This is a genomic window from Gordonia sp. G4, from assembly GCF_057770005.1.
The window spans coordinates 1,959,724-1,984,615 of the sequence record NZ_CM173442.1 but is presented as its reverse complement, the minus strand read 5'-3'; the positions used below and the strand labels follow the sequence as shown (position 1 = coordinate 1,984,615).

Here is a 24,892-nt window from a genome sequence, read left to right as displayed (position 1 = left end):
GAACCCGATTGCCGGCGCCCCGGGGCCGCGCTCAGTCCGGGGACAAACCGGCCAGAATTCGAGCCATCAGGTAGCCGGACACCCGCAACTCACCGTTCTGCCCGTTCCGGGGATAGTCAGAGTGGATGTACGCACCCTCGCGTTCGACGCCGTCGGCGGTGGTCCTGCTGTTCACATCAAGGTGCTCGAGTTTTGTCTCTATCGGCGCCGGGCCGTTCGGCCCGCCGCCGACATGCTCGATGAAGTCGCTCGTGCCCATCATCACGTATCCGTGACCGTCGTTCAGCCCGAGTTCGGGTTCGTCGTTGGCCTCGAAACCAGGAGATCCGTAGAAGACGGCCTCATCAACTGGGTGGCCACCGGGGTCCTGTAGTGCAAGTCCCTGTGTCAGCGACCCGTAGGAATGACCCAGCGCGACGATATGCGGATCATCTTTGGTCGATGTGGCGTCGATCGCCCGGTAGAAGTTCGCGAGGTCAATCGCACCATCGCTGGCACGGTCCTGTTGTGCAACCTCGAGATAGGGGATCCCAGAAAAGCGGCTGCTGTCGTTGTCTGGCGGCTCGAAATCGAGCCACGAAATTGTCGAGACCTTTTCGTTGCCGCGACCTGCGTCTCCCAGCCCCTCAAGCGTCTGTCGACGGAGTGCTGCAGACTCGTCAAGCATGGAACCGAAACTGTTCCGAATGTTGGTATCCAGGCCGGGCGTCGTTACCGACACGTGGTCGGCATCATCCGGATTGCCCAATGCTATTGCAGCCTTACCCTGTTCGCCGGAGAACATGTCCAGCACCAAGAGCATTCGCCCGTCTGGGTTGCTCACGGAATCCCATTCGCCCTGGCCGATCAGTTCTTGCAACTTCCTGACGTCGTCGATCTTCTTCTCGACCTGCTCGAGCTCCGCATCTTCATTGCTAAACAGACCCCACAACTTGATCTGTTCCTTCAGTTGATCTCGACGATCCTCGAGTTGCTTCAGCACCGAGCCCAGTCGGGCGACATTCGCCTCGTGCCGGACTGGGGAGGGGATGCCATCAACATTTCCCAGCAGTTCGGGGCGATCGCGTAACAGATCGTGCTGCTGTTCGGGAGACAGCGCGTCCCAGTACGCCTTCACCTCGTATGGAGTCTTGTCCTTGGGCGGTTCGAGGGCGGTCAGTCCGCCCTGTTCAGCGCCGGCCTTCATGGCTTCGTCTACTGAGGCGGCTCCGTGCGTCGAGATCGTGCCGTTCCGGATCGCATCGAACACCCTGGCGGCGTCACCATCGATGTCGGCCGCCTGCGTGATCAGTGCTTTTGCCGCTGTCTCCAAGGACTTGCGCAGATCCTCGCGGGCCTCGTCATCGTCCTGCTCTGACGTCGGCGCCGCGGTGACGGACCCGTCGTTGTGGATGGTCATCCGAGCACCCGAGGCTTGAGCGCGAAGGCCGGCCAGCCGACCTTTCAGGTGATTGACCGCTGAGGATGTCTCGACCGCGAGGTGCCGCGCTGCGCCAAGGACGGCGGCCTCGTCTCGGAGGTCGTCGGCGGTGAGGGTGTAGAGCTGGCGAGCGGAGTCTGCTCCCTCGCTGTACCACCCTGGCAATCGACTCGCTGTTCGGAGAGCGTCGTCGACCTCAGAAACCGTGGTCACCCTCTTCCCGAGCGAGTCGGCCATCGTGTCCAGCGCCCCGGTGTTCCAGGCATCGATGGTGGCCAGATCCATCGGCTTCAGCCTTCACCTGCGGGTGTCACGTTCGTCTGCAATCTGGGTGGGGTCGGCACCGCCGGACCTTTCGGGAGCCGGCACGACGTTCGGATCGACAGCACCGCTGCCTTGAACGACGAAAGATTTATCGTGGCGTTCTCCGAGTTGGAGAAGCGGATCTCTCGGTCACCTGGCACGCTATTTATTGCCGACTCATAAACAATCCCGCGGTCGCTGGCAGCCTTCCGGACAATCGCGACAGCTTGCAGCCACGCCTCCTCGCCGATTGGCACGTCGGACACCCACATAGCGAGGTCCACGCTCATCCCGTCGGTATCCAGCCACTCCCCGGAACACGAGCGACGGTCGTCCGGGTAGTGATCGCCAGGCTCCGTCGTCGACTCGAACCGCACCCCCGGCGCGATCGCCTCGATTTGCTCGACCAGCGACGCCCGCACCCCGCGGTACTCCTCAAGAGTCGCCTCCAAACTCGGCAACTCACGAAGCTGACCATTCAACTCAGCAAGCCGTTCAGCCGACACCTCCTCGGTCGGACCGAACGTCGCCTGATTGACCGCCGAACACCCCGAGACGAGCACACCGACCACCAACAGCGCACTCAAACATCGCCTACGCATCAACAGGCCCCCTGACCCTGTCCGACGAGGCTCACCTCCGCCTCCGACACCGTTCAACGCAGCAGACTCGGAGAGAGTTCACCGCACTGCAGAGAATGTACATGCTGGCGACGGGGGGTCGGATGTCTACTAACCGGGTTGAGGTCGATCCAGAAGCTCTGTGGTCGGCAGTTCACACAGTCTCGACCACCGGCGACGTTGCCCTCACGCAACTGGAGAGCAGCGTTACCGCGATGGCTGGGTGCCGCGCCGGCTGGGCAACAAGTGCATCCCAAGGTTTCGCTTAACCCGCTGATATTTCCGCGCGCCATACGTCGATAGAGCCGGATCCTTCGCGGTTAGCCCTGGCCGGCGACAGGGGAACGAGGCTGTGAAGCAGGCGGTGTCGGAACCGCCGGGCCATCAGGCAGTCGGCAGGCGTACGGACGCACTCACCAAACGCCCACGCATCATCGAGCCCCCTGACCCTGTAGGCGGGGACTACCCGCTGCCCGCCGACCTCATCACACGCAGCACCTCGGGTAGAGTTCACCGCACTGCCGAGAAGGTACATGCTGGCGACGGGGGTGTCGGATGTCTACTAACCGGGTCGAGGTCGATCCAGAAGCTCTGTGGTCGGCGGCTCGTACAATCTCGGCCACCGGCGATGTGGCCAACACACAACTGCAGAGCAGCGACACCGCGATGGCTGGGTGCCGCGCCGGTTGGGCGACGCGTGCGTCTCACGGTTTCGACGAGTTCATGGACCGTTCCGAACGCTTCACCAGGGACTTGTCACTCAAGCTGGCGGACATCGAGCAGGCCACTCGGGCGGCCGCCGCCCACTACGAACGCAGCGACAGCAAGTCCGGCCGGCGGATCGCCGAGTCGACCGGTTCCCCACGACTGCTGGATCTCTGACCCGCGAGCCATTCGTCCTATATCGAGACCATCGCCGTCAGCCCTCGCCCGGGACAGGAGGACGAGGCTGAGAGGCTGGTGGGGTCGGCACCGCCGGACCTATGGGGAGCCGGCACGGCGTGCGGATCGACAACACCGCCGCCTTGTTCGACATGAGCTTCAGTGAGGCGTTCTCTGAGTTGGCGAACCGAATCTCCCGGTTACCCGGCGTGTTCTTGAACGACGACTCGTACTTAATCCCACGATCCCTGGCCGCGATACGTACCAAAGCAACCGCCTGAGGCCAGACTTCCTCACCGATAGGCACATCCGAGACTCGCGCATCCAGCTGGACGGTCACACCGTCAGTGTCCAACCACTCGCCGGAACACGGCCTACGGTGGTCTGGGTAATGGTCTTGCGGGTCCATGGTCGACTCAAACCGCACCCCCGGTGCGACCGCCTCGATCTGCTCAACCAGCGAGGCCCGCACCGCGCGGTAGTCATCAAGCGTCGCTTCCAGGCTTGGCAGCTCACGAAACTGCCCGTTCAACTCCGCAAGCCGTTCGGCCGACACCTCCTCTGTCGGGCCGAACGTCGCCTGGTTGACCGTCGAACACCCCGATACGAGCACACCGACCATCACCAGCGCACTCACCAAACGTCCACGCATCAGCGATCCCCTGACCCTGTACGACACCTCACCGACATGAACTTCGACACGAATGGTCAACCACGCGCATCCGAGAGACAAAGCAACCGGTAATGCGCCTCGTGCTCCCCGTCCACCGCTCCCTCGGCCCCGTAGTAGAACATCAGCGTCGAATCAGCGGCTCCCGCGTTGATGCAATCCTGTTTGGCGTCGGGATGGTTCTGCGGCAACGGGTGGTCGACTCGCGCGTCCACCTTCCTCGCGCCGGGTTCGGTGCACGTCACCCGCTGTGGCCGCTGCGGTGGCAACTCAGACGAGATGCACTCGCCCCGTTGCACATTGTTGATGGATTTCGAGGGATCGATGTCTTTCGGTCCCACGCACAGGGCTACGCGCTCCGGCGACGTCAGGGTCACCGTGCGCTCGACCCCGTCCACCTCGACACATCGAGCGAACTCCGTCAGCTCGACCACCGCGTAGACCTTGTTCACCGCACGCGGCGACGAGCACGGGACGCGGTCGAACACTGTCCCCGTCGCGTTCCACACCACACAGTCACCCACAGCGAACGTTCGTTCCCTGTCCGCCCCGCTCTGCCCGTCGCGGAATGCCGTCATGAGTCCGACGGCAAGAACGACCACGCCGAGGACGATTCCACCACCGATCAGCAGTGCGACCATGCATCCGCTCCCCTGCTTCCTCGGCGGCGGAGTACGGTTCACCGGGGCGCCGAAACCGGGATGCGGGCCGGGATATTGGGTAGGCCAGGGAGTTCCGGGATTTGGTCGGTGAGAGTATCCCGGTGGATAAGGCGAATTCACACGGCGGACAGTAGCAGCGCGCGCCGAGCACGTTCCCGAATCCATCCACAGACTTCAGCACCCACGTGCAACCCCGCATCCGATGTGCCACCTCGGATGTCCCCACGTTGCAGGCGTATCGTCGCCGTGTGACCGACCGCATCACCGACGAACAAGCCCCCGAACACGGGGCTGCAGGTCACCCGCTGCTCGACAACCCGGCCCTCGCGGCCCTCACCGGACCGCACGCCCGCTTCGCCCAGCGGCACGGCGGGGCCCTGCGGTATCACCCAGACGTCTGCCCCATGGCGGCACTCCCCGACTCTCCCACCGAGCAGGACTGGTCAGATGCCGCCGAACTCGTCGGCCCGAGCGGTTCTCTGTTCCTGCCGGTGGTCACGAATCGCCCACCCGCCGACTGGGATACGACAATGGACCTGCCCGGCGTCCAGATGATCGACGTCGGCGCCGACGCGAGACCAGACGACGAAGCCGTCATACTCACGGCCGCGGACGTGCCGGAGATGACCGACCTGGTCCAACGCACCCGCCCTGGACCTTTCCGCCCGCGCACCATCGAGATGGGCACCTACCTCGGCATCCGACGCAACGACCGGCTCATCGCGATGGGCGGCGAACGGTTGAGCCTTCCGGGTTACACCGAGATCAGCGCCGTCTGCACCGCCCCGGAATTTCGCGGTCTCGGGCTCGCCTCACGACTCGTACTCGATCTGGCACACCGCATTCGGAATCGCGGCGACACCCCGATCCTCCACGCCGACGCCCGAAACGTCGGCGCGATCCGGTTGTACCAGCAACTGGGGTTCGTCGTTCGCCGAGAGGTTCTGTTCCAGGTCTTCACTGCACCACAGTGACCGCACCGACCGATCTCGATCAGTTCCGCTTCAACGACTTCGCCAGCGGGGCGATCTCATCGAGGTAGATGGAAGCCAGCACGTCCGATTCGTCGGCCATGTGCCGCACCCGATCGGCCTCCGCTCGATCCCATTCGGTGGCGACGACGTGCTCGAAATCGTCGATCCCACCGACACGGTCGAGCCACTCCTGCTTCTCCTGACGCTGCTGGATCTGCGCGACGATGTGCCAGTAGCCGGCGAACGCCTCCAGACGCCGTACGAGTTCGTCCAGTCGGCCTGACAGCAGGAGCGACTTCTCGGCAAAGGTGGAAACCACTTCCGGGTCCGAAGCCAGGTGCCCCGACGGGGCCTCGCCGAGTATCGCGAACTGGTCTCGGAGGCCGACGGCAGCGTTCGCGATCGCGGTGACCTCGCCGGTCAGGTCGACGCGCACGGAGTGGCGATCGAAGAAGTCCAGCCGCCACGCGGGGATGTCACTGATGCGCTCGGCAACCGCAGCCGTCATCCACGCGATCTGTCCTACCGGGTCAGATGACAGGCGTCCGAGTTCGTCCGCCCCATGTCCGCCTCGGCCATCGGCATCGTCGGGTCCGTCGTCGCCGCGTCCCACCGATCGACCACACCAGATGTCCAGCGCCAGGACGACGAACCCGCCGGCATCCCTCGCCCCTTCGTCAGCGCCAGGGTCAGCACTGTCCAGTCGATCCCGAATCGCCCGGCACGCCCCCTGGCGCCGGGCCTGCGCCGATCGAAGGGTGGCGTCGAGGTCGCCCAACGGGTCGACCGGGGACTTCTCGGGCCCCCGCGCCGGGAGTGGGTTGTCGGAGGTCACCCGTGCGGCCGACCTCCGGTTGCGGATGTCGTCACGCATACCGCTGAACATCGCCGAGAACGCGCCGATCGCCATGCCCAGCAAGACCACGAGAGCAGCCGCGAGCACCACCACGAAGACGGCGACCACGACGTAGGTCATGGATCCAGTGAACCACGACCCTCGGGCTCGGTGGTCGGATTGACAGCGAGGTCCGAGCCCTGTTCAGCGCGCGACCGAGAGCCGCGACCACGAACGAAGATCATCGCGAAGCGACACCAAGCAAGCACTTGGTTTGCTAGGTTCTCCGTCGATGGGATTCCTGAAACAGACCACCCCGGAGATCGACTTCCCGACGTGGAGTCGCGGAACGCGCGCGGAGAAGATCAAGCCGATGGCCCGGCACTGGGCCGAAGTCGGGTTCGGGACGCCGGTGGCACTGCATCTGTTCTATGTGGGCAAGATCCTCGCCTACGTCCTCGTCGGCTGGGTCATCGTGATCAGCACCCCCGGCATCGACGGCTTCTTCGACGTCACCACCTGGTACGACGAGCCGATCGTCTTCCAGAAGGTCGTGTTGTACACGATGCTGTTCGAGGTCGTGGGCCTCGGATGCGGATTCGGTCCGCTGAACAACCGATTCTTCCCGCCGTTGGGATCGATCCTGTACTGGTTGCGGCCGAAGACCATCCGGCAGCCGCCGTGGCCGCGAATCCCGCTGACAGCCGGCGACTGCCGCGGTCCCGGTGATGTCGTTCTCTATGGCGCGCTCCTCGTCGTACTCGTCATCGCGTTGTTCAGCCCGGGGTCCGGCGCGATCCCCGAACTGGGCACGACGGTCGGCGTCCTTCCCAGCTGGCAGATCTGGGCCGTCGTGGGTCTGCTCGCGGCAGTCGGGTTACGCGACAAGACCGTCTTCCTCGCGGCGCGCGGCGAGGTGTACGGCGCGTTCGCGGTGGCGTTCCTGTTCAGCGGTGTCGACATGATCATCGCCGCCAAGTTGGTGTTCCTCTGCATCTGGCTCGGGGCCGCGACGTCGAAGCTGAACAAACACTTCCCGTTCGTCATCGCGACGATGATGTCCAACAATCCGATCTGGCGGTCCCCGAAGATCAAGCGCAAGTTCTTCGAGCACTTTCCCGACGACCTGCGTCCGGGGCGCCGCTCGCGATGGATCGCCCACTTCTCCACGGCCGTCGAGGGACTCGTCCCGCTCGTCCTGTTCTTCTCGCACGGCGGGTGGGTGACCGCCGTCGCGGCATCGATCATGCTGATCTTCCACTTCGGCATCCTGTCGTCGATCCCGATGGGCGTGCCTCTGGAGTGGAACGTCTTCATGATGTTCGGCATCGTGGCGATCTTCATCGGTCATCCCGGCATCGGACTCACCGATCTCCAGTCACCCTGGCCGATAGTGCTCTTCGCAGCCTCCACAGGTACCGTCATCGTCGGAAATCTGCTGCCGCGCAAGGTCTCGTTCCTACCGGGTATGCGGTACTACGCCGGCAACTGGGACACGGGCCTGTGGTGCATCAAGCCGTCGGCGTCGGCCAAGATCGAGAAGGGCATCGTCGCCATCGCGTCCATGCCGGCCGCGCAACTCGAACGCTTCTACGGCAGCCCCGAAGCGGCCCAGATCCCGCTGTACATGGGATATGCGTTCCGCTCGTTCAACAGTCACGGCCGCGCATTGTTCACGCTGGCGCACCGCGCGATGCAACCGATGCGCGAAGAGCAGTATGTGTTGACCGACGGCGAACGCATCTGCAGCACCGCGATGGGGTGGAACTTCGGCGACGGGCACCTCTCGAACGAACAACTCATCGAATCCTTGCAACGGCGTTGCCATTTCGAGCCAGGCGAGGTTCGGATCGTACTGCTCGACGCGCAACCGATCCACCGCCAGACCCAGGAGTATCGACTCGTCGATCCGGCGGTCGGTGAATTCGAACGGGGATACGTGCGTGTGGCCGACCTCGTCACCCGGCAACCGTGGGACGACCAGGTTCCGGTCACGGTCACCTGGCGCGCCGACGAAGGCCAGGCGGACGAACACGCCGGGTGAGAGCGGCAGAGGCCTTCCTCACCGCCCCTCACGCCTCAGGGAGCAGCGGTTGCCGTACGCGCTTCCGCCTCGCGCCGATCGCGGGCTTTTGATGACGGCGGACGATTCACCACCCAGGTGGCGCTGCAGGCCATCGCCAGACCGAGACCCGTTGCCCATCCAAAGGGTTCGCCGTACATCGCCGTCCCCCACAATGCCGTGACGGGCGGCATGAGGAACATCAGCGTGTTGACCGAGGTGACGCCGGATCGTCGTAGGAGCACCCAGTACAACCCGTAGCCACCGAGTGTGGACAGAACAGTCAGCCAGGCGATCGCCAACCAGAAGGTGCCATCCGCGGGCGGTACCGCCACTCCCGCGAGAAGTCCTGCCGCGGTGAAGATCACCGCGGACGCCCCGCAGTGGATCGCCAGGACGACCGTGGGTGAGGGCGAGTCGTCGACGCGTCGTTCGAGAAAGGTGGCCGCGACGAGTGCAGCCATTCCGAGCAGGGGTATGAGGTAGGCCCACCAGGGCGCAGCTGCCGAGGATGCCGCGTCCGACCAGGTCACGAGAACGACACCCGCCGCACCGACGAGCAGACCCCACCACTGGCGTCGATGGGTGACCGCACCGAGCAGCGGACCCGCCAGTGCGGCGACGACGAGCGGTTGGACGCCGTCGATCAGTGCGGTCGTCCCGGTACTGACACCCAGCGCGATCGCCCAGTACACCGTGACCGTGTAACCCGCTTGGGAAAGACCCCCGACCACGAGCTGAGAACCGAACCACCTCAGTGACATCGGCGCCAGACCCCGCCGACGCCACAGGAAGTACACGGCGCCGCCGAGCACGGCCGCCACCACCAGGAATCGCCACATGAGGATGGTGAGCACCGACGCCTCGGCGGCTCCCAGCTTCGCCCCGATGAAGCCCGACGACCAACAGACGACGAACGCCGCCGACATCGCGAAGGTCACCCACCGCGCCGGTATACCGATCTGTGAAGTCTGCATGGATGCGACTTTACCGATCGGTGTAGTGTTTGTCATGTGACCGCTGAGACCGCACCCCCGACCGTGGACTGGACACCCAAGGCCCGACTCATCCTCGAGGCGGCCTCCGAGCTGTTCTACGAGCGCGGAATACATGCGGTCGGCGTGGACTCCATCGCGGAGGCCGCGGGAGTCACGAAACGCACGCTCTACGACCGCTTCGGTTCCAAGGAGCAGGTGGTCGTCGAGTATCTACGCGCCCGCAACGCCGCCTGGCAGGAGTTCCTCCGGTCCCGACTCGACGCAGCCGACCCGACGCCGAGCGCCCGACTCGCGGCGGTCTTCGACGCGACGCGGGACTGGTCGGCCGCCCGAGGCCACAAGGGGTGCGCGATGATCAACGCGCACGCCGAGATCAGCGATCCCGACCACCCGGCGTATCCGATCATCGTGGGGCAGAAGCACGATCTGCGTGACCTTCTCACCTCGATCGCCACCGATGCCGGGAGCCCCGATGCGAGCGCACTGGCACGACGGTTGTTCATCCTGCACGAGGGCGCGCTGGTGACCGCCGGGATGGGAGTCGAACCCGATGCCCTCGACGCCGCTCGGGACGTCGCGCTCGAGATGATCGGCGGGCCGCAGGCGAATTGACGAACTCTTAGCGGCGAGATGTGTTCCGCAACAACGCCGTGCGGAGTAGATCTGATCCGGTGACCTTGTTCGACCTACTGCCCTCACTGAAAGGCGTCACCGTGACCAGAACGTTCGAAACCGCAACGTGGGGAACCGAGCTGCGCTCCTGCGGCGCGGACGTCGTCGCCGGCGACCTCTCGCTCCGCGCGGAATCGCTGCATCGCAAGATCGCGTTCTACCTCGATGCCGATGGTGAACCGGTCTGCCAGTCCTTGTGCCCTACCTCGGTGTGGTTCCCCACGCTGGTCACCCGGATCACCTCTGCGGTCGTCGCACGCGGTCGCGTCGTCGTCCACGTCGACGCCACTCTCCCGCTCCACTCCGCGCTGCTCGACGTCGCGTTCCCCGGGTCGCACCTCGCGGGCGCCACCATGGCCGACATCACCGTGGTCGATCTCTCCCGGCATCGTCGCACCATGCACGCCGAGGTCCCCGCCCACCTCACGGTCACCGGCACCATCGCGCTGGCGCTGTCGCCCGTGATCCCGCCGCGGACACCGACCCAGCGGAACGTCTCTCGGTCCGTCACCGCCTGACCCGTTCGAACCGGGCACGATATCGACTCGGCAAAGAGAAGCCGAAACCGCCGCAAAGGCCCATAATCGCTTGATGCAACCGGAAACGGTGTCACGGTTCCTGCCCGGGCTGGGAGTACTCCGCGGCTACGAGAGGTCGTGGTTGAAGGGCGACATCGTCGCCGGCATCGTGCTGACCGCCTTGCTGATCCCTGCGGGCATGGGATACGCGGAGGTCGCCGGCCTTCCACCGGTGACCGGCCTCTACGCGACGGTGATCCCGCTGCTCGTCTACGCCGTCGTCGGACCGTCGCGCATCCTCGTCCTCGGCCCCGACTCGTCGCTGGCCCCGATCATCGCGGCGTCGATCATCCCGCTCGCGGCCTTCGACGCGGAGCGGATCGCGCTCGCCGGAGTCCTCGCCATCGAGGTCGGCGTGGTCCTACTGATCGGCGGACTGCTCCGGCTCGGTTTCGTCACCGATCTCCTGTCCAAGCCGATCCGGATCGGCTATCTCAACGGGATCGCGCTGGTCGTCGTGCTCAGCCAGTTGCCGAAACTGTTGGGCTTCGGCGTCGACGGCGATTCGGTCATCCAAGAGGCGATCAACATCGTCAAGGGCGTCGCGTCCGGTGACGCCGAATTGCTTCCGTCGGTCATCGGCATCGCCTGTCTCATCCTGATCTTCGGGCTCAGGTATTGGCGCAAGGCCATCCCGGGTGTACTCGTCGCGGTCGTTGCCTCGATCGTCGCGGTGGCGGTGTTCGGCTGGTCCGACGACCTCCCGGTCGTCGGCGCCATGCCTCGCGGCTTCCCGTCGCCGTCTCTGGAAGGCGTGACACTAGACGACGTCATCAGCCTCATCGGCCCGGCAGTCGGTATCGCGCTGATCGCCTTCGCGGACACCAGCGTGCTGTCGCGGACCTTCGCGGCTCGCGCCGGCGACCAGGTCGACGGCAGCCAGGAGATGGCGGCCATCGGCACCGCGAACATCGCCACCGGGTTCCTGAGCGGATTCGCGATCTCGGCGTCGTCATCCCGGACCCCGGTGGCCGAACAGGCCGGGGCCAAAACGCAACTCGCCTCGGTCGTCGGGGCGCTCCTGATCGTGGTGTTCATCTTCATCGCACCGGGGGTCACCGCCTACCTCCCGTCGGCCGCGCTGGCCGCCGTGGTGATCGCCGCAGCGATCTCTCTCATCGACATCTCCGGCGTGGTCGCGCTGTTCCGCGCCAACTGGGTCGAGGGCGCGCTGTCGATCGCCGCGTTCCTGGGTGTCGCGCTGATCGGTGTCCTGCAGGGCATTCTGGTCGCGATCGGCCTGTCGTTCATCGCGTTCGTGAACCTCGCGTGGCGTCCGTACCGGACGGAACTCGGCCGGGTTCCGGGAGTGCGCGGCTACCACGACGTGACCCGCCATCCCGAGGCCGAACGCATCGACGGCGTGCTGATCATCCGGTTCGACGCACCACTGTTCTTCGCCAACGGCGGCATGTTCGACGACTACGTCCGCGGCAAGGTCCGCGAGGCGAGAAAGGCCGGGCGAGAACTGCACACCGTGATCATCGCGGCCGAACCCATCGTCGACATCGACGCCACCGCGGTCGACGAACTCGTCGAGCTCGACGACTATCTCCGCACCCACGACATCACACTCGTCTTCGCGGAGATGAAAGACCCGGTGCGAGACATACTCCGACGCTATGACCTCCGTGTCGACGGCGAACCCCGGTTCGACGACTCGCACTTCGCGCCCACGACCGGTGCGAAGATCGACGAGATCACCGGGCAACCCCGGCGGGACATCGAGCGATCGGACGACCAGGCCTGACGCCACGACCGGCCACCGACACTCAGCGCGCGAACATCACCGGGCCGAGGAACTCGCAGACCGTCAGCGCCAGAGCGAGATCCAGGCGGTCACGGTCTCCCGGGACCTCGGCGAGTGCCTTGCCGATGCGGTACTTCACCGTGTTGCGATGAAGGTTGAGTCGTTCGGCGGTGTGGAGATGGCTCTCCTTGGTGGCGAGGTACACCGAGAGCGTCTCCCGCAACATGGAGGCGTTGGCGGTGTCCTCGGCGAGCCCACCGAGGACCTCGTGGACCCAGGCACGCGTCGACTCGAGATCCTGCGCCAGAAGAGACACCACGGCCACGCCCCGGTCACCGAATCCGATCACCCGGTCCGCCGCACCACCCGGCATGGACGCCACGGAGTAGGCGGCGCGCGCCTGCTCGTGCGTTCGCCGAAAGCCCCGTGCCCCGGATGCGGGCATCCCCACCGCGACGCGGACACCCGCCGGAACGGTTGAGCGAACCGTGATCACCGACGAGTCGTCGGTGACGTCCCTACCGGTCAGCGGAATCCACGCCCACACGGTCGAACGGTCGATGGCGGTGACGATCGGCGTGACGCCCCCGCCGAGTCGGGCGCCGAGTTCGCGGGCCGCATGGGTGAGCCCGATGAGTTCGCGCGGTTCGTCCTCGGACGACCAGAGGATCAGCGCAAGATGACGCCGGTCGAGCTGGTACCCGGTCTCGGACTCGAATGCGCGCTCGTCGGGTTCGGCACTGTCGAGGAACGAGAGGATGGCCGCTGACTGGACGTTCCCTTCGACCCCCAGCCATCGCCGACGCTCGTCCTCGTACGCCTCGAACACGTACAGGGAGATCCAGTCGATGTAACCGAACAACACGTCGGAGATGTGCCGTGTCAGCGCCATCGATTCCCCGGCATCGAGGTCGAGATCTTCGACCAGTCGATAACATTGGCGCATCACGCTGTTCTGCCCCAGATGGTAGGCCCGGACGAGCGAGTTCGAGGGCACGTCCCGTTGTGCCAGTCGCAGTGCGTATTCCACCGCGGCTGTGGTCGGTTGCAGGTGCTCGATCGGGATGTCGTTCGCGAGGACGTGGATGATCGTGGAGACGTTGCCGTGCACACTCGCCTCGAGCAGTTCCACGAGCTTGGGGTCTGTGTCGAGCTGATCGATCTCGCGGGCCATCATGGCACTCAATTCGGAGACGATGTCGGACACGTTGTCCTGCAGTGCCTTCGCGATCACAGCTGCTTGCTCGAGCAGTTCGGACCCGGCGGACGCGGGAACCCCTGCAAGCCGGTCGCGCGCGGCGTCCCCCGCCGGAGTCCGCAGCGCCCGCGACGGTCGCGAGGCGGTCATCGTGACGACCGCGCGTACCGCAGCGCCGACTCCGCGGCGTGGTAGCCGCACAACCCGTGGATACCGGCACCCGGCGGACTGGCCTGTGAGCAGATGTACACGCCCGGAACGCCGATCGCGTACGGATCGAGCGCTGCCCGGGGCCGCAGGACCATCTGCAGGCCGTCGTTCGCTCCGCCGATGATGTCCCCACCCGCGAAGTTGGCGTTGGATGCGTGAAGCTGTTCGGTACCCGCGCTCGCCGTCGCCACGATCCGGTCGCGGAACCCGGGCGCGAACCTCTCGATCTGGGCGACGACCTGTTCGGTGGCATCACCGTCGAAGCCACGAGGGACGTGCGCGTAGGCATAGATCGGATTGAGCCCGCCCGCGCTGCGACCGGGGTCGGCGATGTATTGCTGGCCGAGCAGGACGAACGGCCGCGGAACCATCACCCCTGCCGCTCGCTGTCGCTCCGCGTGCGCGATCTCGTCGAAACTTCCGCCGAGGTGCACTGTCCCGGCGCGCAGGCACTCCGGATTCGACCACGGGATGTCACCGTCGATCGCGAAGTCGACCTTGTATGCCGACGACCCGATTCGATAACGCCGGTACGAGCGGCGAATTCGGGTCGGCATCTCGTCGCCGAAGATCGAGAGAACCTGGGCCGGGGACAAGTCCAGCAGCGTGATGTCCGCCGGCGGCAGGTCGGCACGCGAGCTCACCCGGACCCCGGTCTCGATCTTGCCGCCCGAATCCCGCAGCGCCCCGACGATCGCCGCGGTGATCGCTCCCGATCCGCCTTCGGCCACCGGCCAGCCGTAGCGGTGTCCGCTCGCCGCGATCATCAGCCCGAGGGAAGCGGTGAGGGGCCGGTCCAAGCGGGAGAACAGGTGTGCCGCGATCCCGCCGTAGAGCGCACGGGCCCGCTCGGTGCGGAACCAGCGGGCGAGCGCGGTGGCCGGCAGGATGGCCCGGGGCCCGAACGACGCGAGCCGGATCGGGTGACCGGGTACGCGGACGATCGGGCGGAGCAGATCGTCGCCGAGGTCATCGAAATGCTCGGCGAGATCACCGAACATCGCCTTCCAGCGCGGTCCGTCGGCGCCCAATCCCGCCGCCGTGGCGTCGATCGACCGGAACAGCAGGCCGGCGTCGCCGGAATCGAGAGGATGTGCACAGTCGGCTTCGGGCCACTTCCACGCCAGCCCGTATCGTTCGAGACCCACCTCGGCCCAGAACGGCGAGCCCACGCCCAGCGGATGAAAAGCCGAACAGTGGTCGTGGATGACGCCCGGCACCGTCAGTTCCCCCGACCGTGCCCCACCGCCGACGGTGTCGGCCGCCTCCAGGACCTGCACGTCGACACCGTTGCGCGCCAGGTGCAGAGCGGCGGCGAGCCCGTTGGGCCCGCCGCCGACCACGACAGCTGTGGTCACTGCGGCGCCTGATCGGTCAGCCGGACCGGCGTCGCGCTGCGATCATCGGAGCGCATCTGCGGTTCATGCACCACCTCAGGATCGGTGACGGCGCGGTGAGCGTCAACGTCGAGGGTCCAGTCGACCTGGAACGGAATGGGGCCGTTCGGCAGCCACGGTTGCTCGTTCACCGCATCGGTCACCCGGTAGGTCCCGGTCTCGATCACGCCCAGCGCCGCGTCGATCACCTTGAATCGCTGTGTTCCCCGGTGGATCGGTTGGGACTCGATCCAGGCCACCGTGAACTCGCCCGGCGCGAAGTCACACCGCCTCTGCAGAGCCGCGATGAGCCGTTCGTCGTGGAGGTGACCGTCACCGAAGTTGAAGGCCACCAGGGAGTTACACGAGAACTCCGCCTCGCGCAGTGTGTAGGTGTCGATGTCCGAGCCGAGGTGACGGATCATCAGCGAATACAGCGCTCGGCCCTGACTGTGCAGAGAACGCCACGCCAGCAGCTGGTGCATCACGACGTCGGCCACGTCTGCCGGATACGACCCGAGCAGCTGGGTGCGGGTGTTCTTCGCGGGACGCACGATGTGCTGGTCGAGCTTCTCTTCGGCACCGGGTGCGAACGCCCAGGTGGCCGATGCCCAGTTACCCGCGTACTGCCGCATCGACGGAAGGAACGAGACCAGGTCTGGACGCAGGTTGCCGAGTACGGGGAAGAAGCAGAGCGCAACACCGATCAGCACCATCGCCCACGGCATCGATGTGTCGGATAGCGCGTAACCGTCCCAGGCCGGGAAGCCGAGGAACAGGAACACCGAGGCATACGCGAAGAGCAGGTTCCATTCGAGCGGAACGGCCAGGGGAAAGGTCGACAGGATGAACAAGTGGAAGCACACCATGAGGACGACCGCGGCCACGGTGAGCGTCTTGCTGGTCGAGAACAGGAGGACCAGCGGCGTGACGACCTCGACGATGGTGCCCAGGACGTGCCCGACGCCCCCGGCCAGCTTCGACGGCCGCATGTCCTCGGGGAAGTTGCGATAGTGCGCCCGCTTGATCTTCGTGCTCGGCACCCACGGGGTGTTCGACAGCATCGGTGGGATCACCATCGAGAAGTGATGTCCCAGCTTGGAGACACCGGCGCCGACCCACACCGACACGATGAGCAGTTTGAGCGCCAGGATCATGTCGAGGAACGGCAGGAAGCCGAAGAAGATCATCGCCGGGAGATACTGCTCGGAGCGCGCGGCGATGAAGATGACCTTGTCGCGCAGGCCGATCACCACGAGCAGCGCGATGAGCGGGTACATCAGGACGGGGTTCACCAGGCCCTGGTTGTCACTCATCGCTGAGTCCAGTGAACTCGATGCGACTCCCGGAAGCGCGATCGCCACAGCGAGATTCGCGAGGATCAGGGCGTAGACCGCGATGTCGAACGCGGTGCGGGAGTCCCCCTTGGTGAAGGGCACCTTCCCCGGCCACGGTGGGAGCCGGATGGTCTGGGGACGAAGCCAGTACAGAAACCCACCGGTCATGGGTTTGAAATGACCGGCCAGTGGTCCCCACGACCCCCCGATACCCAGGACCTCCACCAGAACGGTCCACAAGACCAACTTCTGATAGACGACCGGCTGGTTCCACCACTCGGCCACGTGCAGCGGATCGAGTCCGGATGTCAGGGTCGCGAGCGCGATCCCGACGCCGCCGTAGAAGACGAAGACCTTCATCAGATAGATCAGATGCACCATCTTCGGCGTGCCGAAGCCATGATCGGCCCAGTGTGCCCCGAGGACGCGGATCCGGTCGAAGAACGGCCGCTGGAGGAATGTCTCCGGTTTTACCTGGGGGAAGTCTGGTTGGGTGAATCCCATTGCTGTGCACTCCTTGTCGTTTGTCTGTTGTCGGGTGGTGCGCCATCGCCGGTGTCGGCGCGCGGTTCACCGCCCTCGGCGCCGCGGACGGGCGCGGGGGTCGGGCGGGTGAGTGAGGGATCAGACGGTCTGCGGACTTCGGAGACCCGACCGCAGCGCGGGCTTGTCGATCTTCCCGACAGGATTGCGCGGGAGTTCGTCGACGATGTGGATGATGCTCGGTCGCTTGATCTTTGCCAGCCGGTCGGCGAGGTGATCACCCAGGACCTCCGCGTCCACTCCGCGGTGTGGGTATGCGACGACGAACGCGACGGGCAGCTCGCCGTAGAGTTCGTCCGGCGCCCCCACGACCGCGCACTCGAGTACGTCGGGATGGGTGGCGAGGGCGTTCTCGATCTCCTTGGGGTAGATGTTCTCCCCGCCCCGGATGATCATGTCCTTGATCCGGTCCACCAGCGTGAGGTAGCCGTCCCCGTCGAGGCGGCCCACGTCACCGGTGTGCAACCGGCCGTCGACGATGGTCGCCGCGGTCTCCTCAGACCGGTTCAGGTAGCCGCGCATGACATTCGGTCCACTGATGACGACTTCACCGATTTCGCCGACGGGCACCTCCGCGCCCTGTTCGTCGACGATGACGATCTGCTGACCCGGAAGCGCAGGGCCCACGGTCCCGAGTTTGCGGACCCCGTCGACCGGATTGCAGGCCGACGCACAGGTGCCCTCCGTCAGGCCGTAGCCCTCGACGACTGGTATTCCGAAGGCGCCCTCGACCCGGTCGAGCAGTTCCCTGGAGATCGGGGCGGCCCCACACACCGCGAACCGGAGGGGACCGGTGGCCTCGGCGGTGAGCCCGTCCTGCGATACGAGAAGCGCGTAAATCGTTGGTACGGCCGAGAAATACGTCGGGGTGAGTCGTGCGACGTCATCGAAGAACCGGGACGGCGAGAATCGTCCGGTGATGCTCAGCTGTCCGCCCGCGAGCATCGGGGCCAGAAAGCTGACGCAGATGGCGTTCACATGGAACAGCGGCAACACCAGGAGCGCATGGTCGGCCTCGGTGAGACCGAAGTGCGTCACCATCGTCGACGCCATGTAGTGCAGGTTGCCGTGCGACAACCGGACGCCCTTGGGCCTGCCGGTGGAACCGGAGGTGTAGACCAGCAGTGCGTCATCATCAGCTGCCGGCGGATCCGACCCCCGCCAGCCCGGACTCGGCGCGGTCGCCAGCTCATCGGCCACGAGATGGACACGGCCGGGCCCACTTCCTCCGGCGCTGGTGCCGATCACGACTCGTGTCCCGGAGTCCGCCAGCTGATACTCGGCCTCCTCGGAGGTGAAGGCCGGGTTGACCGGTGTGGCGACCGCGCCGATCCGCCATGCCGCCATCAACGTCACGAGGAGTTCGACCCTGTTGGGCAGGAAGGTCGCCACCACGTCCCCCCGTCGAACGCCAAGGCTGGTGAGCTGTTCGGCGAGACCCTCGACACGCCGGGCGAAGCCGGCGTAGTCCAGCGCGAGAACGTCATCGCGAACACACGGGGCGTCGTCGCGGTGGGTCAGATCCCATGCGAAGTACGTGCTGGTCACCGGGGTGCCTCCAAGATCCTCGTCGTCGATGTGATCCAGAACACTATGAAAATGCGAGCGGAACGGAAACGGTCGCTGAGGCCAGACTTCGTCCCGACCTTTGTGCTCGGGGGACAATCCGGACCGAGGGCACCGTCGTCCGTTCGAGCGGTCCATCCGCCATGTCCCGGTAGCCTGTGATGTGCTCAGCGCGGGCCCCGCGAGCGCTCCCCCGAACTCGAGCCGGGCCATCGTTCCACCGACGTCACCCAGACCCGTTGAGGAAGCCTCACCGATGACCGCGCACGCCGACGGACCCTCGTCGTCGAGACGTTCCCCGGGCGACCTGCGCGCGCTCGCCGCGGTAGCCGAGTTCGACGCCGCACTCACCGACCAGGAGCGGCGGGTACTCACCGAGCGCATCTACGCCGGCAGACCTCGTACGCAGGCCGAGGTCGCCGACCTCCTCGGACTGTCGCGCGAGCGCGTCACCAAGATCGACCGGTCCATCCGACACCGCCTGGCCTCGCTGATCGACGCGGATCGTGCTCTCGCCCAGCTGTCGGCGACGATCAACCTGCGGGCCGCTCCACTCGCGGACGCCGTCCAGCTCACCGCGGACTCGACTCTCGCGGGATCGCCGGTGGGCGACGCCGAAGCCCCCTGCTGGCGGGTGGTGGCCGCGGCGTCGGGTTTGCGTACCAGCGAGGACTGGATCATCCGGGGCACCTTGCGCTCGGTCGCCGAGTTCACGAAGTCGGCCGTCTCGGAGGCGGCGCTTCCCGGTGGGGTGGCTCCGATCACCACGATCGCCGATCATCTGGGTTTGTCCGACGATTCGGCCGCGCGATGGCTGCGGCGGGTGGGGTACGAACTGATCGACGGTCATGCGATCGCCACGCGGTCGACCACGGGCGAGATCGTCGCCGCGGTGCTCTCGATACGCGGCGCGGCAATGACCTTCGCCGAGATCGTCGATGCGACTTCCGCGATTCCGCGCGCCCACAACAGTATTCGCAACGCACTGGCGTCGGATTCGCGTATCGTCAAGACCGACCGCACCCGCTACGGTCTCGCCGAGTGGGGCCTTCCGCGATACGAGCCGGTGCACCTGCAGATCGGTGCGATCCTGGCGGACGGTGACGGGGCCGCACCCATCGACGAGGTCATCGCGACGATCCGCGGCCGACACGACGTCAGCGAGGCCACCATCCGCGCATACGCCGGCGCCGGTGAGTTCCAGATACGTGGCGGCGTCGTCACCCGGCGCGAGCGGGCGCGCCGCCCCCGGCGAACCCCGGGACGGACGCGCGGTCTGTATCGCGAGGACGACCTCGTGCACTGGGCCACGACGATCACGCCCGCACAATGTCGCGGAACGGGATTCAACATCCCCAGCGCCGTCGCCGGCCTCCTCGGCATCGCACCTGGTTCCCCGGTCACCCTCGAGACCTCGCTGGGTACGCAGACTTTCACGTGGGCGTCGGTCCAGGCGCGGTCCGGTTCGATCCGACGGTTCATCGACGCACTCGAACTCGCACCGGGTACACCGGTGTTCTTCGACTTCGGGCCGCGCACGTTCGCCCTGCGACGGGCCGAGCTCTCCACCGCGTCGCCGACCGCCGCCATCCTGACTCGAATAGGCCGTCGCCCGGCACGGCTCACCAGACCTCGCCTCATCCGAGTGCTCGCGGAATCGCTCTGGCTCCCACCGGATTCAACAACCGACGACGTTGTCGACCTCCTCGTCCGACGCCGTGAGGCCGACCTCGCCGACCGGGTCGCCGCGATGCGCTGAGGCTTCGGACGCCCGGTCACCGAGCGGCCGGGGCTCCCCAGTCGGGCACCCCGAACGGGGCATCGACCGCAACGCACGCGCCGGCCGACGCACAGGCGAGGATGCGGACCATGGTCTCGCGGGTGCCGAGATCCCCTTCGAGTCCGACACGTGCACCACGATGCAACCCGTCGTGCTCGGCCACCCATTCCGCCTCGGCGACGAGTTGGCGTGCAGTGTCGAGAGACCCCGCGTCGAGGTCGGCGAGCAGGCCACCCTCCCCACGCACCGGATCGGGTCCGCCGAGAGCGGCGAGTACGAAGTCGTTGGCAACCCGGTACATCGCGCGGGAGCGACTCTGGTGCACAACGGCTTCGACGAGATCCTCGACCTCGACGCACTGGTCGATGTGGGCGAACACGAAGCCGATGTCGTCCGATCCGGCCGGTGCGCGGCGTGGGTCGAGGACGATCGGCACGGTCACGGCGTCGACCTCGAGAAGTGAATGCCAGGCGAGGATGAACTCCCAGCCCGTGTGGATCGCGAGACCAACCCGACTCCCCGGGGTGACCCCGCAGGAGGCCAGCTGCTCGGCCATCCACTCCACGGACTCGTAGAACCGTTCGAAATCTATGACGGCATCGCCGGTGTGCACCGCGGGCAGCGCACCGTGGGAGTCGTGGGCTGCACTCAGCAGCGAACACGATACCGGTGTCCGAATCACACGTCCCCGCATGTACAGCGAGTTCGACTGTTAAGCAACCGAACTCGAGACCTTCGCGTGCGAGACCACCAGCGCGCGCCGGCAAGATCCTCACGCCTTGCAAAGGTTAGGCTACCTTTACCAGTCGGGAGGGTGTCAACCCCCTACATAGTTTTTCACTCATCTCGTATTTAGGGTACGTTCACCAACGATCGCCACCCTGCCGCAGCTGACGGGCCCATCCCCCTGCGATGAGTTCTCGACGCATGCGACATCCCGTCCTCGGGCGGGTAGATGAAACGAGGAGAGCACGAGATGACACAACGAACCTTGCGGGCCGTCGGACTGTCCGCACTAATCGGCGGATCGGTGACCGCCGCGCTGCTCGCCGGCGCCGCGTCGGCGGGTGCGGACGCATTCGTCCGCCTTCCGGACGGCACCGCGACCGGTGACGGCATCCGGATCGTACGGTCCGAGGAGAGCGCACGGGTGTCTGCCTCGATGGCCGCCAACGGCGTGTCCAGGACCACCTGGGTCAGCGGTCAGATCACGCTGTATGCACCGAATCTCAAGCCCGCCAAGGCAGGACCGAGCGTCGGCGCCGCCGGCGAGACGACGCTTCCCGGGAGCAACGGCACCGCGACGAACGGCGCCGCCGCCACCCTATCCACCGGTTACATCATCGGATGCCAGGTGAACATCAAGGGCCTCCAAGGCGGTCTGTCCGGATCGCTGACCCCGACCGCACCGTCCCTGTCGGGGACCCTGACCGTCCCGCTGGCTGCAGGCGACGTGACGTTCGTGGTGTTGAACACCAAGAACATCGAGAAGGCCGGCACCTACCACCTCGGCTACGACGACGCGCAGATCGATGTGCAGAACTGCGGCGGATACGCCCAGGCGCGTGCGTTCACCACGATCGAGACGACCGGCGAGGTGCACCAGAAGGTGAACCTCTACGGCAAGCCGTTCTCCATCGGCTGACCGCGAAACCGTTGACCATGACCATGACTCGCCGAATCGGAGCTCCCATGACCGCCCCCCAGCGCCACACCGCGCGCACCCGTATCCTCGCGGCCACAACCACACTCGCCTGCGCGGCACTGGTACCCGCGTTGACCGCGGCACCCGCACAGGCCGACACCGTCGTCCAACTCCCCGGTCAATCCGTCACGAAGACGTTGAAAGACGGTACGACAGTGACCATCACGCGCAGCAACGAATCCGCGCGAATCACCCCGTCGATGGGCAGCACGCCCCTGCACCGCAATGCATGGGTGTCCGGCAAGTACGTGGTGTCGACGTCCGACAAGGCGGCGAAGATCGGCGTCGGGGCAGGCTACATCGTCGGCTGCCAGCTCACGCTCGGCGGTAACTCGAACAGCCGAGCCGGCGCTTCCGCGCCCAACTACGACCTCCAGAGCGCGACCGCGACTGCCGAGACCGGCGCCGGCGTGACCATCGGCCCCGGCCAGGCGGCCAACTACGTGATCAACGACCGCGAGTACAAGGACGCGTTCGGCGCGGCCGGCCACTCGTCGTCGATCAGCTTCGCCGGCGGCAAGGGAACTCTCGCCTACACCAACGAGACCATGATGGTGAACGGCTGCGCCGGCTACGCACAGGCCCGGTCGTACGCCAAGGTGAGCGTCACGACCGACAACGTGTCGCAGTCGATCGCCGTATACGGGAAACCGTTCAGCCTCGGCTGATTCGACGGCGCAGACCCGGACAGCGAAATGGCCCCCCACCCGTGAGGATGGGGGGCCATTTCCGGCGGTGGCGGAGGGATTTGAACCCTCGGTACGGGGTTACCGCACACAGCATTTCGAGTGCTGCACCTTCGGCCGCTCGGACACGCCACCGCCGAAGACTGTACCGCAGACCTGCGGTCAGACTTAAATCGGCTGGTCAGGCGTACAGGCGCCGAGCGGCGGGTGTACTAGTGGCCGGTCAGCTTGTCCTTGACGTCGTCGATCTTGCCCTTGACGGCATCGGCGGCGTCCGTGATCTTCTGCTTGCCCTGGGCCTGCGCCTGGTCGCCCTTGCCCTCGTTCTTGAGGTCCTGATCGTCGGTGAGGCTGCCCGCGGCTTCCTTGCCGCGACCCTTGAGCTCTTCGGCCTTGTTCTTGGCGTCGTCCGTGGTTCCCATGAAGCCTCCTGGGTTGAGGTTCGGCGCGGCCGGGTGCCGTCCGATGTGGAAGAACTCGGCGACGACCGTCGCGCCGGCTGCTCGACACTGGCGCCGCCTGAGGAGCGGACTCCTGCCTCCCACCGTGCCACAGGTGCACACTGAGCTGCAGGAACGCAGGTCAGCGGCCTGTCAGCGGCTGGTGAACTTCTCCGACACCTCGTTGAGCTTGTCCTTGGCGGTGCTGAACACCTCCTGGACCTTCTCGTTCTCCGCGAAGTCGTTGAGCTTGTCCTTCGCGGTGGCCAGGACATCCTGGACCTGCTTGCTCTCGACGAGCTCGTCGATCTTGTCGCGGGCGGTTCCCAGCGCCTCCTGCACCTTGCCGCTCTCGGCGAACTCGTTGATCTTGGCCTTGGCGGTGTCGAAGGCCGCGGTCACCTTGTCGGACGGATCGGTCATGACTACTCCTCGCGGGTCGGGGTGCTGCATTCCAATCTGCCAGGACCGCGCAGCGACGACCACCGGTCCGCACCCTGAGATCTCACCGATCTTGTCCTTGCGCGACCCCGAGACCGCGCGCGATCACGGGTGTCGGCGGGTGGCGAAGAAGTCGACCATGAGCGCGCGGCACTCGTCTTCGAGGACGCCGCCCTTCACCTGGGGGCGATGCGACAGCCGTGGATCGCGCACGACGTCCCACAACGAGCCGACTGCACCCGTCTTGGGCTCCCACGCTCCGAACACGACGGCGTCGACCCGGGACAGCGTGATCGCGCCCGCACACATGGTGCAGGGTTCGACGGTCACCGCGATCGTGCACCCCGGGAGCCGCCAGCCGTCACCGAACGCCCGCGCCGCCGCACGCAGCGCGAGGACCTCGGCGTGTGCCGTCGGATCGCCATCGGCCTCCCGGCGGTTCGCCGCGCGGGCCAATTCGACGCCCTCCGGGTCGAACACGACCGCACCGATGGGTACGTCGTCGGTCCCCGACAGCGTCGCCGCGTCGAGTGCGGCACGAACCATGGATTCCCAGGGGGGCGCACTCATCGCGCGGATGCCGACAGGCTCAGTGGCCGAGCGAATCGAGGACCTTGCCCAGCTCGTCGGCGAAGCCGAGCCGTGCGGCGATCATGCCGAGTTGCTCGTCGGCGTAGAGATCGGTGTCGCCGACGATGACGCTCATGACCGCGTCGGGCAGTCCCAGGTCGGCGAGCAACCCGAGGTCCCCTTCTTCCCACGGATCGATCTGGTCGAGTTCGTCCGGATCGATGTCGGGCACCTCGACGTTCAGGGCGTCCAGCGCGTCGACCGCGATGTCGTAGTCGACGGAGGCGGTCGCGTCGGAGATCAGGAGACGCGCTCCCGTCGGGGACGGCCGCACGATGATGAAGAACTCGTCGTCGACATCGAGGAGCCCGAACACCGCGCCCGCGGAACGCAGCTCACGCAATTGGGTTTCGGCGTCCTCGAGGTCGGAGAGCGCAGACGGCTTCATCGCGGTGACCTTCCAGCCACTCTCGTCGCGTACGACCGCCACGGCAAAACCGTCGATGTCGTCGTCCACGTCCTGCGCGTTCGACCCCGACTTCCCAAATCCGGCACCGGCCATGCAGGAAACCGTAGCCCCTATCACCGGTACTCCCAAGTCCCGGTTCACCGTG

Annotated in this window: 24 protein-coding genes and 1 tRNA gene; 9 read left to right on the top strand and 16 right to left on the bottom strand. The window is 66.1% G+C overall.

What is annotated here, in order from left to right; all coding sequences use genetic code 11:
* Positions 1-31: 31 nt before the first annotated feature.
* Positions 32-1,705, bottom strand: a complete 1,674-nt coding sequence (locus AC3B5T_RS08730; protein ID WP_055476079.1) for an alpha/beta hydrolase — start codon at positions 1,703-1,705, stop codon at positions 32-34.
* 5 nt (positions 1,706-1,710) lie between these two features.
* Positions 1,711-2,310 (bottom strand): LppA family lipoprotein, encoded by a 600-nt coding sequence (locus tag AC3B5T_RS08725; RefSeq protein ID WP_084817267.1) that lies wholly within the window; start codon positions 2,308-2,310, stop codon positions 1,711-1,713.
* A gap of 588 nt (positions 2,311-2,898) precedes the next feature.
* Between AC3B5T_RS08725 and AC3B5T_RS08720 the strand changes: the two genes are divergently transcribed.
* Positions 2,899-3,225 carry a WXG100 family type VII secretion target gene (locus tag AC3B5T_RS08720; RefSeq protein WP_055476081.1) on the top strand — a complete coding sequence of 109 codons (327 nt, stop codon included), beginning with the start codon at positions 2,899-2,901 and terminating at the stop codon, positions 3,223-3,225.
* Positions 3,226-3,262: 37 nt separating this feature from the next.
* Here the strand turns inward: AC3B5T_RS08720 and AC3B5T_RS08715 are convergent, their stop codons facing one another.
* Both AC3B5T_RS08715 and AC3B5T_RS08710 read right to left on the bottom strand, forming a co-directional pair.
* A complete protein-coding gene (locus tag AC3B5T_RS08715; RefSeq protein WP_084817271.1) occupies positions 3,263-3,862 on the bottom strand; it encodes an LppA family lipoprotein in 600 nt (199 codons plus the stop codon).
* Positions 3,863-3,933: 71 nt separating this feature from the next.
* Positions 3,934-4,536 (bottom strand): hypothetical protein, encoded by a 603-nt coding sequence (locus tag AC3B5T_RS08710; RefSeq protein ID WP_055476082.1) that lies wholly within the window; start codon positions 4,534-4,536, stop codon positions 3,934-3,936.
* Between the two features lie 269 nt (positions 4,537-4,805).
* Here AC3B5T_RS08710 and AC3B5T_RS08705 point away from each other — a divergent pair, with 269 nt between their 5' ends.
* Positions 4,806-5,531, top strand: coding sequence for a GNAT family N-acetyltransferase (locus tag AC3B5T_RS08705; RefSeq protein ID WP_055476083.1), 726 nt, complete (start codon positions 4,806-4,808; stop codon positions 5,529-5,531).
* 19 nt (positions 5,532-5,550) lie between these two features.
* On the opposite strand, the gene AC3B5T_RS08700 is transcribed toward AC3B5T_RS08705, so the two are convergent.
* Complete coding sequence (locus AC3B5T_RS08700; protein ID WP_055476084.1) at positions 5,551-6,507, bottom strand: hypothetical protein; 957 nt, start codon at positions 6,505-6,507, stop codon at positions 5,551-5,553.
* A 151-nt stretch (positions 6,508-6,658) separates the two neighbouring features.
* Here AC3B5T_RS08700 and AC3B5T_RS08695 point away from each other — a divergent pair, with 151 nt between their 5' ends.
* The gene (locus tag AC3B5T_RS08695) at positions 6,659-8,410 is read left to right on the top strand and encodes a DUF3556 domain-containing protein (RefSeq protein ID WP_055476085.1); all 1,752 of its coding nucleotides are present in this window, start codon (positions 6,659-6,661) and stop codon (positions 8,408-8,410) included.
* 35 nt (positions 8,411-8,445) lie between these two features.
* Here the strand turns inward: AC3B5T_RS08695 and AC3B5T_RS08690 are convergent, their stop codons facing one another.
* Positions 8,446-9,405: a DMT family transporter gene (locus AC3B5T_RS08690; protein WP_055476086.1), complete on the bottom strand. Its 960-nt coding sequence runs from the start codon at positions 9,403-9,405 to the stop codon at positions 8,446-8,448.
* A gap of 36 nt (positions 9,406-9,441) precedes the next feature.
* Between AC3B5T_RS08690 and AC3B5T_RS08685 the strand changes: the two genes are divergently transcribed.
* From AC3B5T_RS08685 to AC3B5T_RS08675, 3 genes are all read left to right on the top strand, one after another.
* The gene (locus AC3B5T_RS08685; RefSeq protein WP_055476087.1) at positions 9,442-10,038 is read left to right on the top strand and encodes a TetR/AcrR family transcriptional regulator; all 597 of its coding nucleotides are present in this window, start codon (positions 9,442-9,444) and stop codon (positions 10,036-10,038) included.
* Positions 10,039-10,139: 101 nt separating this feature from the next.
* Positions 10,140-10,616 carry a hypothetical protein gene (locus AC3B5T_RS08680; RefSeq protein WP_044507520.1) on the top strand — a complete coding sequence of 159 codons (477 nt, stop codon included), beginning with the start codon at positions 10,140-10,142 and terminating at the stop codon, positions 10,614-10,616.
* A 73-nt stretch (positions 10,617-10,689) separates the two neighbouring features.
* On the top strand, positions 10,690-12,426 hold the full coding sequence (locus AC3B5T_RS08675) for a SulP family inorganic anion transporter (RefSeq protein WP_014925055.1): 1,737 nt from the start codon (positions 10,690-10,692) through the stop codon (positions 12,424-12,426).
* 22 nt (positions 12,427-12,448) lie between these two features.
* On the opposite strand, the gene AC3B5T_RS08670 is transcribed toward AC3B5T_RS08675, so the two are convergent.
* The 4 genes from AC3B5T_RS08670 to AC3B5T_RS08655 all read right to left on the bottom strand — a co-directional run bounded on the left by AC3B5T_RS08670 (position 12,449) and on the right by AC3B5T_RS08655 (position 18,638).
* Positions 12,449-13,774 carry a PucR family transcriptional regulator gene (locus AC3B5T_RS08670; RefSeq protein WP_055476088.1) on the bottom strand — a complete coding sequence of 442 codons (1,326 nt, stop codon included), beginning with the start codon at positions 13,772-13,774 and terminating at the stop codon, positions 12,449-12,451.
* A complete protein-coding gene (locus AC3B5T_RS08665; RefSeq protein WP_055476089.1) occupies positions 13,771-15,192 on the bottom strand; it encodes a phytoene desaturase family protein in 1,422 nt (473 codons plus the stop codon). Before AC3B5T_RS08665 ends, AC3B5T_RS08670 begins: the two co-directional genes overlap by 4 nt.
* Positions 15,189-17,051 carry a DUF3556 domain-containing protein gene (locus AC3B5T_RS08660; RefSeq protein ID WP_055476090.1) on the bottom strand — a complete coding sequence of 621 codons (1,863 nt, stop codon included), beginning with the start codon at positions 17,049-17,051 and terminating at the stop codon, positions 15,189-15,191. Before AC3B5T_RS08660 ends, AC3B5T_RS08665 begins: the two co-directional genes overlap by 4 nt.
* A gap of 120 nt (positions 17,052-17,171) precedes the next feature.
* The gene (locus AC3B5T_RS08655) at positions 17,172-18,638 is read right to left on the bottom strand and encodes a class I adenylate-forming enzyme family protein (protein ID WP_055476091.1); all 1,467 of its coding nucleotides are present in this window, start codon (positions 18,636-18,638) and stop codon (positions 17,172-17,174) included.
* A 274-nt stretch (positions 18,639-18,912) separates the two neighbouring features.
* On the opposite strand from AC3B5T_RS08655, the gene AC3B5T_RS08650 reads away from it, so the two are divergent.
* A complete protein-coding gene (locus tag AC3B5T_RS08650; protein ID WP_055476092.1) occupies positions 18,913-20,415 on the top strand; it encodes a sigma factor-like helix-turn-helix DNA-binding protein in 1,503 nt (500 codons plus the stop codon).
* Between the two features lie 16 nt (positions 20,416-20,431).
* Here AC3B5T_RS08650 and AC3B5T_RS08645 read toward each other — a convergent pair whose 3' ends face one another.
* On the bottom strand, positions 20,432-21,130 hold the full coding sequence (locus AC3B5T_RS08645) for an AMP-binding protein (protein ID WP_084817269.1): 699 nt from the start codon (positions 21,128-21,130) through the stop codon (positions 20,432-20,434).
* Between the two features lie 282 nt (positions 21,131-21,412).
* Here AC3B5T_RS08645 and AC3B5T_RS08640 point away from each other — a divergent pair, with 282 nt between their 5' ends.
* Positions 21,413-22,081, top strand: coding sequence for an MspA family porin (locus tag AC3B5T_RS08640; RefSeq protein WP_055476106.1), 669 nt, complete (start codon positions 21,413-21,415; stop codon positions 22,079-22,081).
* Between the two features lie 47 nt (positions 22,082-22,128).
* Positions 22,129-22,809, top strand: coding sequence for an MspA family porin (locus AC3B5T_RS08635; RefSeq protein WP_231632726.1), 681 nt, complete (start codon positions 22,129-22,131; stop codon positions 22,807-22,809).
* A 65-nt stretch (positions 22,810-22,874) separates the two neighbouring features.
* Here AC3B5T_RS08635 and AC3B5T_RS08630 read toward each other — a convergent pair.
* The 5 genes from AC3B5T_RS08630 to AC3B5T_RS08610 all read right to left on the bottom strand — a co-directional run bounded on the left by AC3B5T_RS08630 (position 22,875) and on the right by AC3B5T_RS08610 (position 24,840).
* Positions 22,875-22,962: transfer RNA gene (locus tag AC3B5T_RS08630), tRNA-Ser, on the bottom strand.
* A 77-nt stretch (positions 22,963-23,039) separates the two neighbouring features.
* A complete protein-coding gene (locus AC3B5T_RS08625) occupies positions 23,040-23,249 on the bottom strand; it encodes a CsbD family protein (RefSeq protein ID WP_055476094.1) in 210 nt (69 codons plus the stop codon).
* Positions 23,250-23,420: 171 nt separating this feature from the next.
* Positions 23,421-23,690: a hypothetical protein gene (locus AC3B5T_RS08620; RefSeq protein ID WP_488358523.1), complete on the bottom strand. Its 270-nt coding sequence runs from the start codon at positions 23,688-23,690 to the stop codon at positions 23,421-23,423.
* A 123-nt stretch (positions 23,691-23,813) separates the two neighbouring features.
* Entirely contained in the window at positions 23,814-24,278 is a 465-nt protein-coding gene (locus AC3B5T_RS08615) for a nucleoside deaminase (RefSeq protein WP_193748601.1), read from the bottom strand.
* Positions 24,279-24,297: 19 nt separating this feature from the next.
* Positions 24,298-24,840 carry a tRNA adenosine deaminase-associated protein gene (locus AC3B5T_RS08610; protein WP_014925043.1) on the bottom strand — a complete coding sequence of 181 codons (543 nt, stop codon included), beginning with the start codon at positions 24,838-24,840 and terminating at the stop codon, positions 24,298-24,300.
* Between the last annotated feature and the right edge of the window lie 52 nt (positions 24,841-24,892).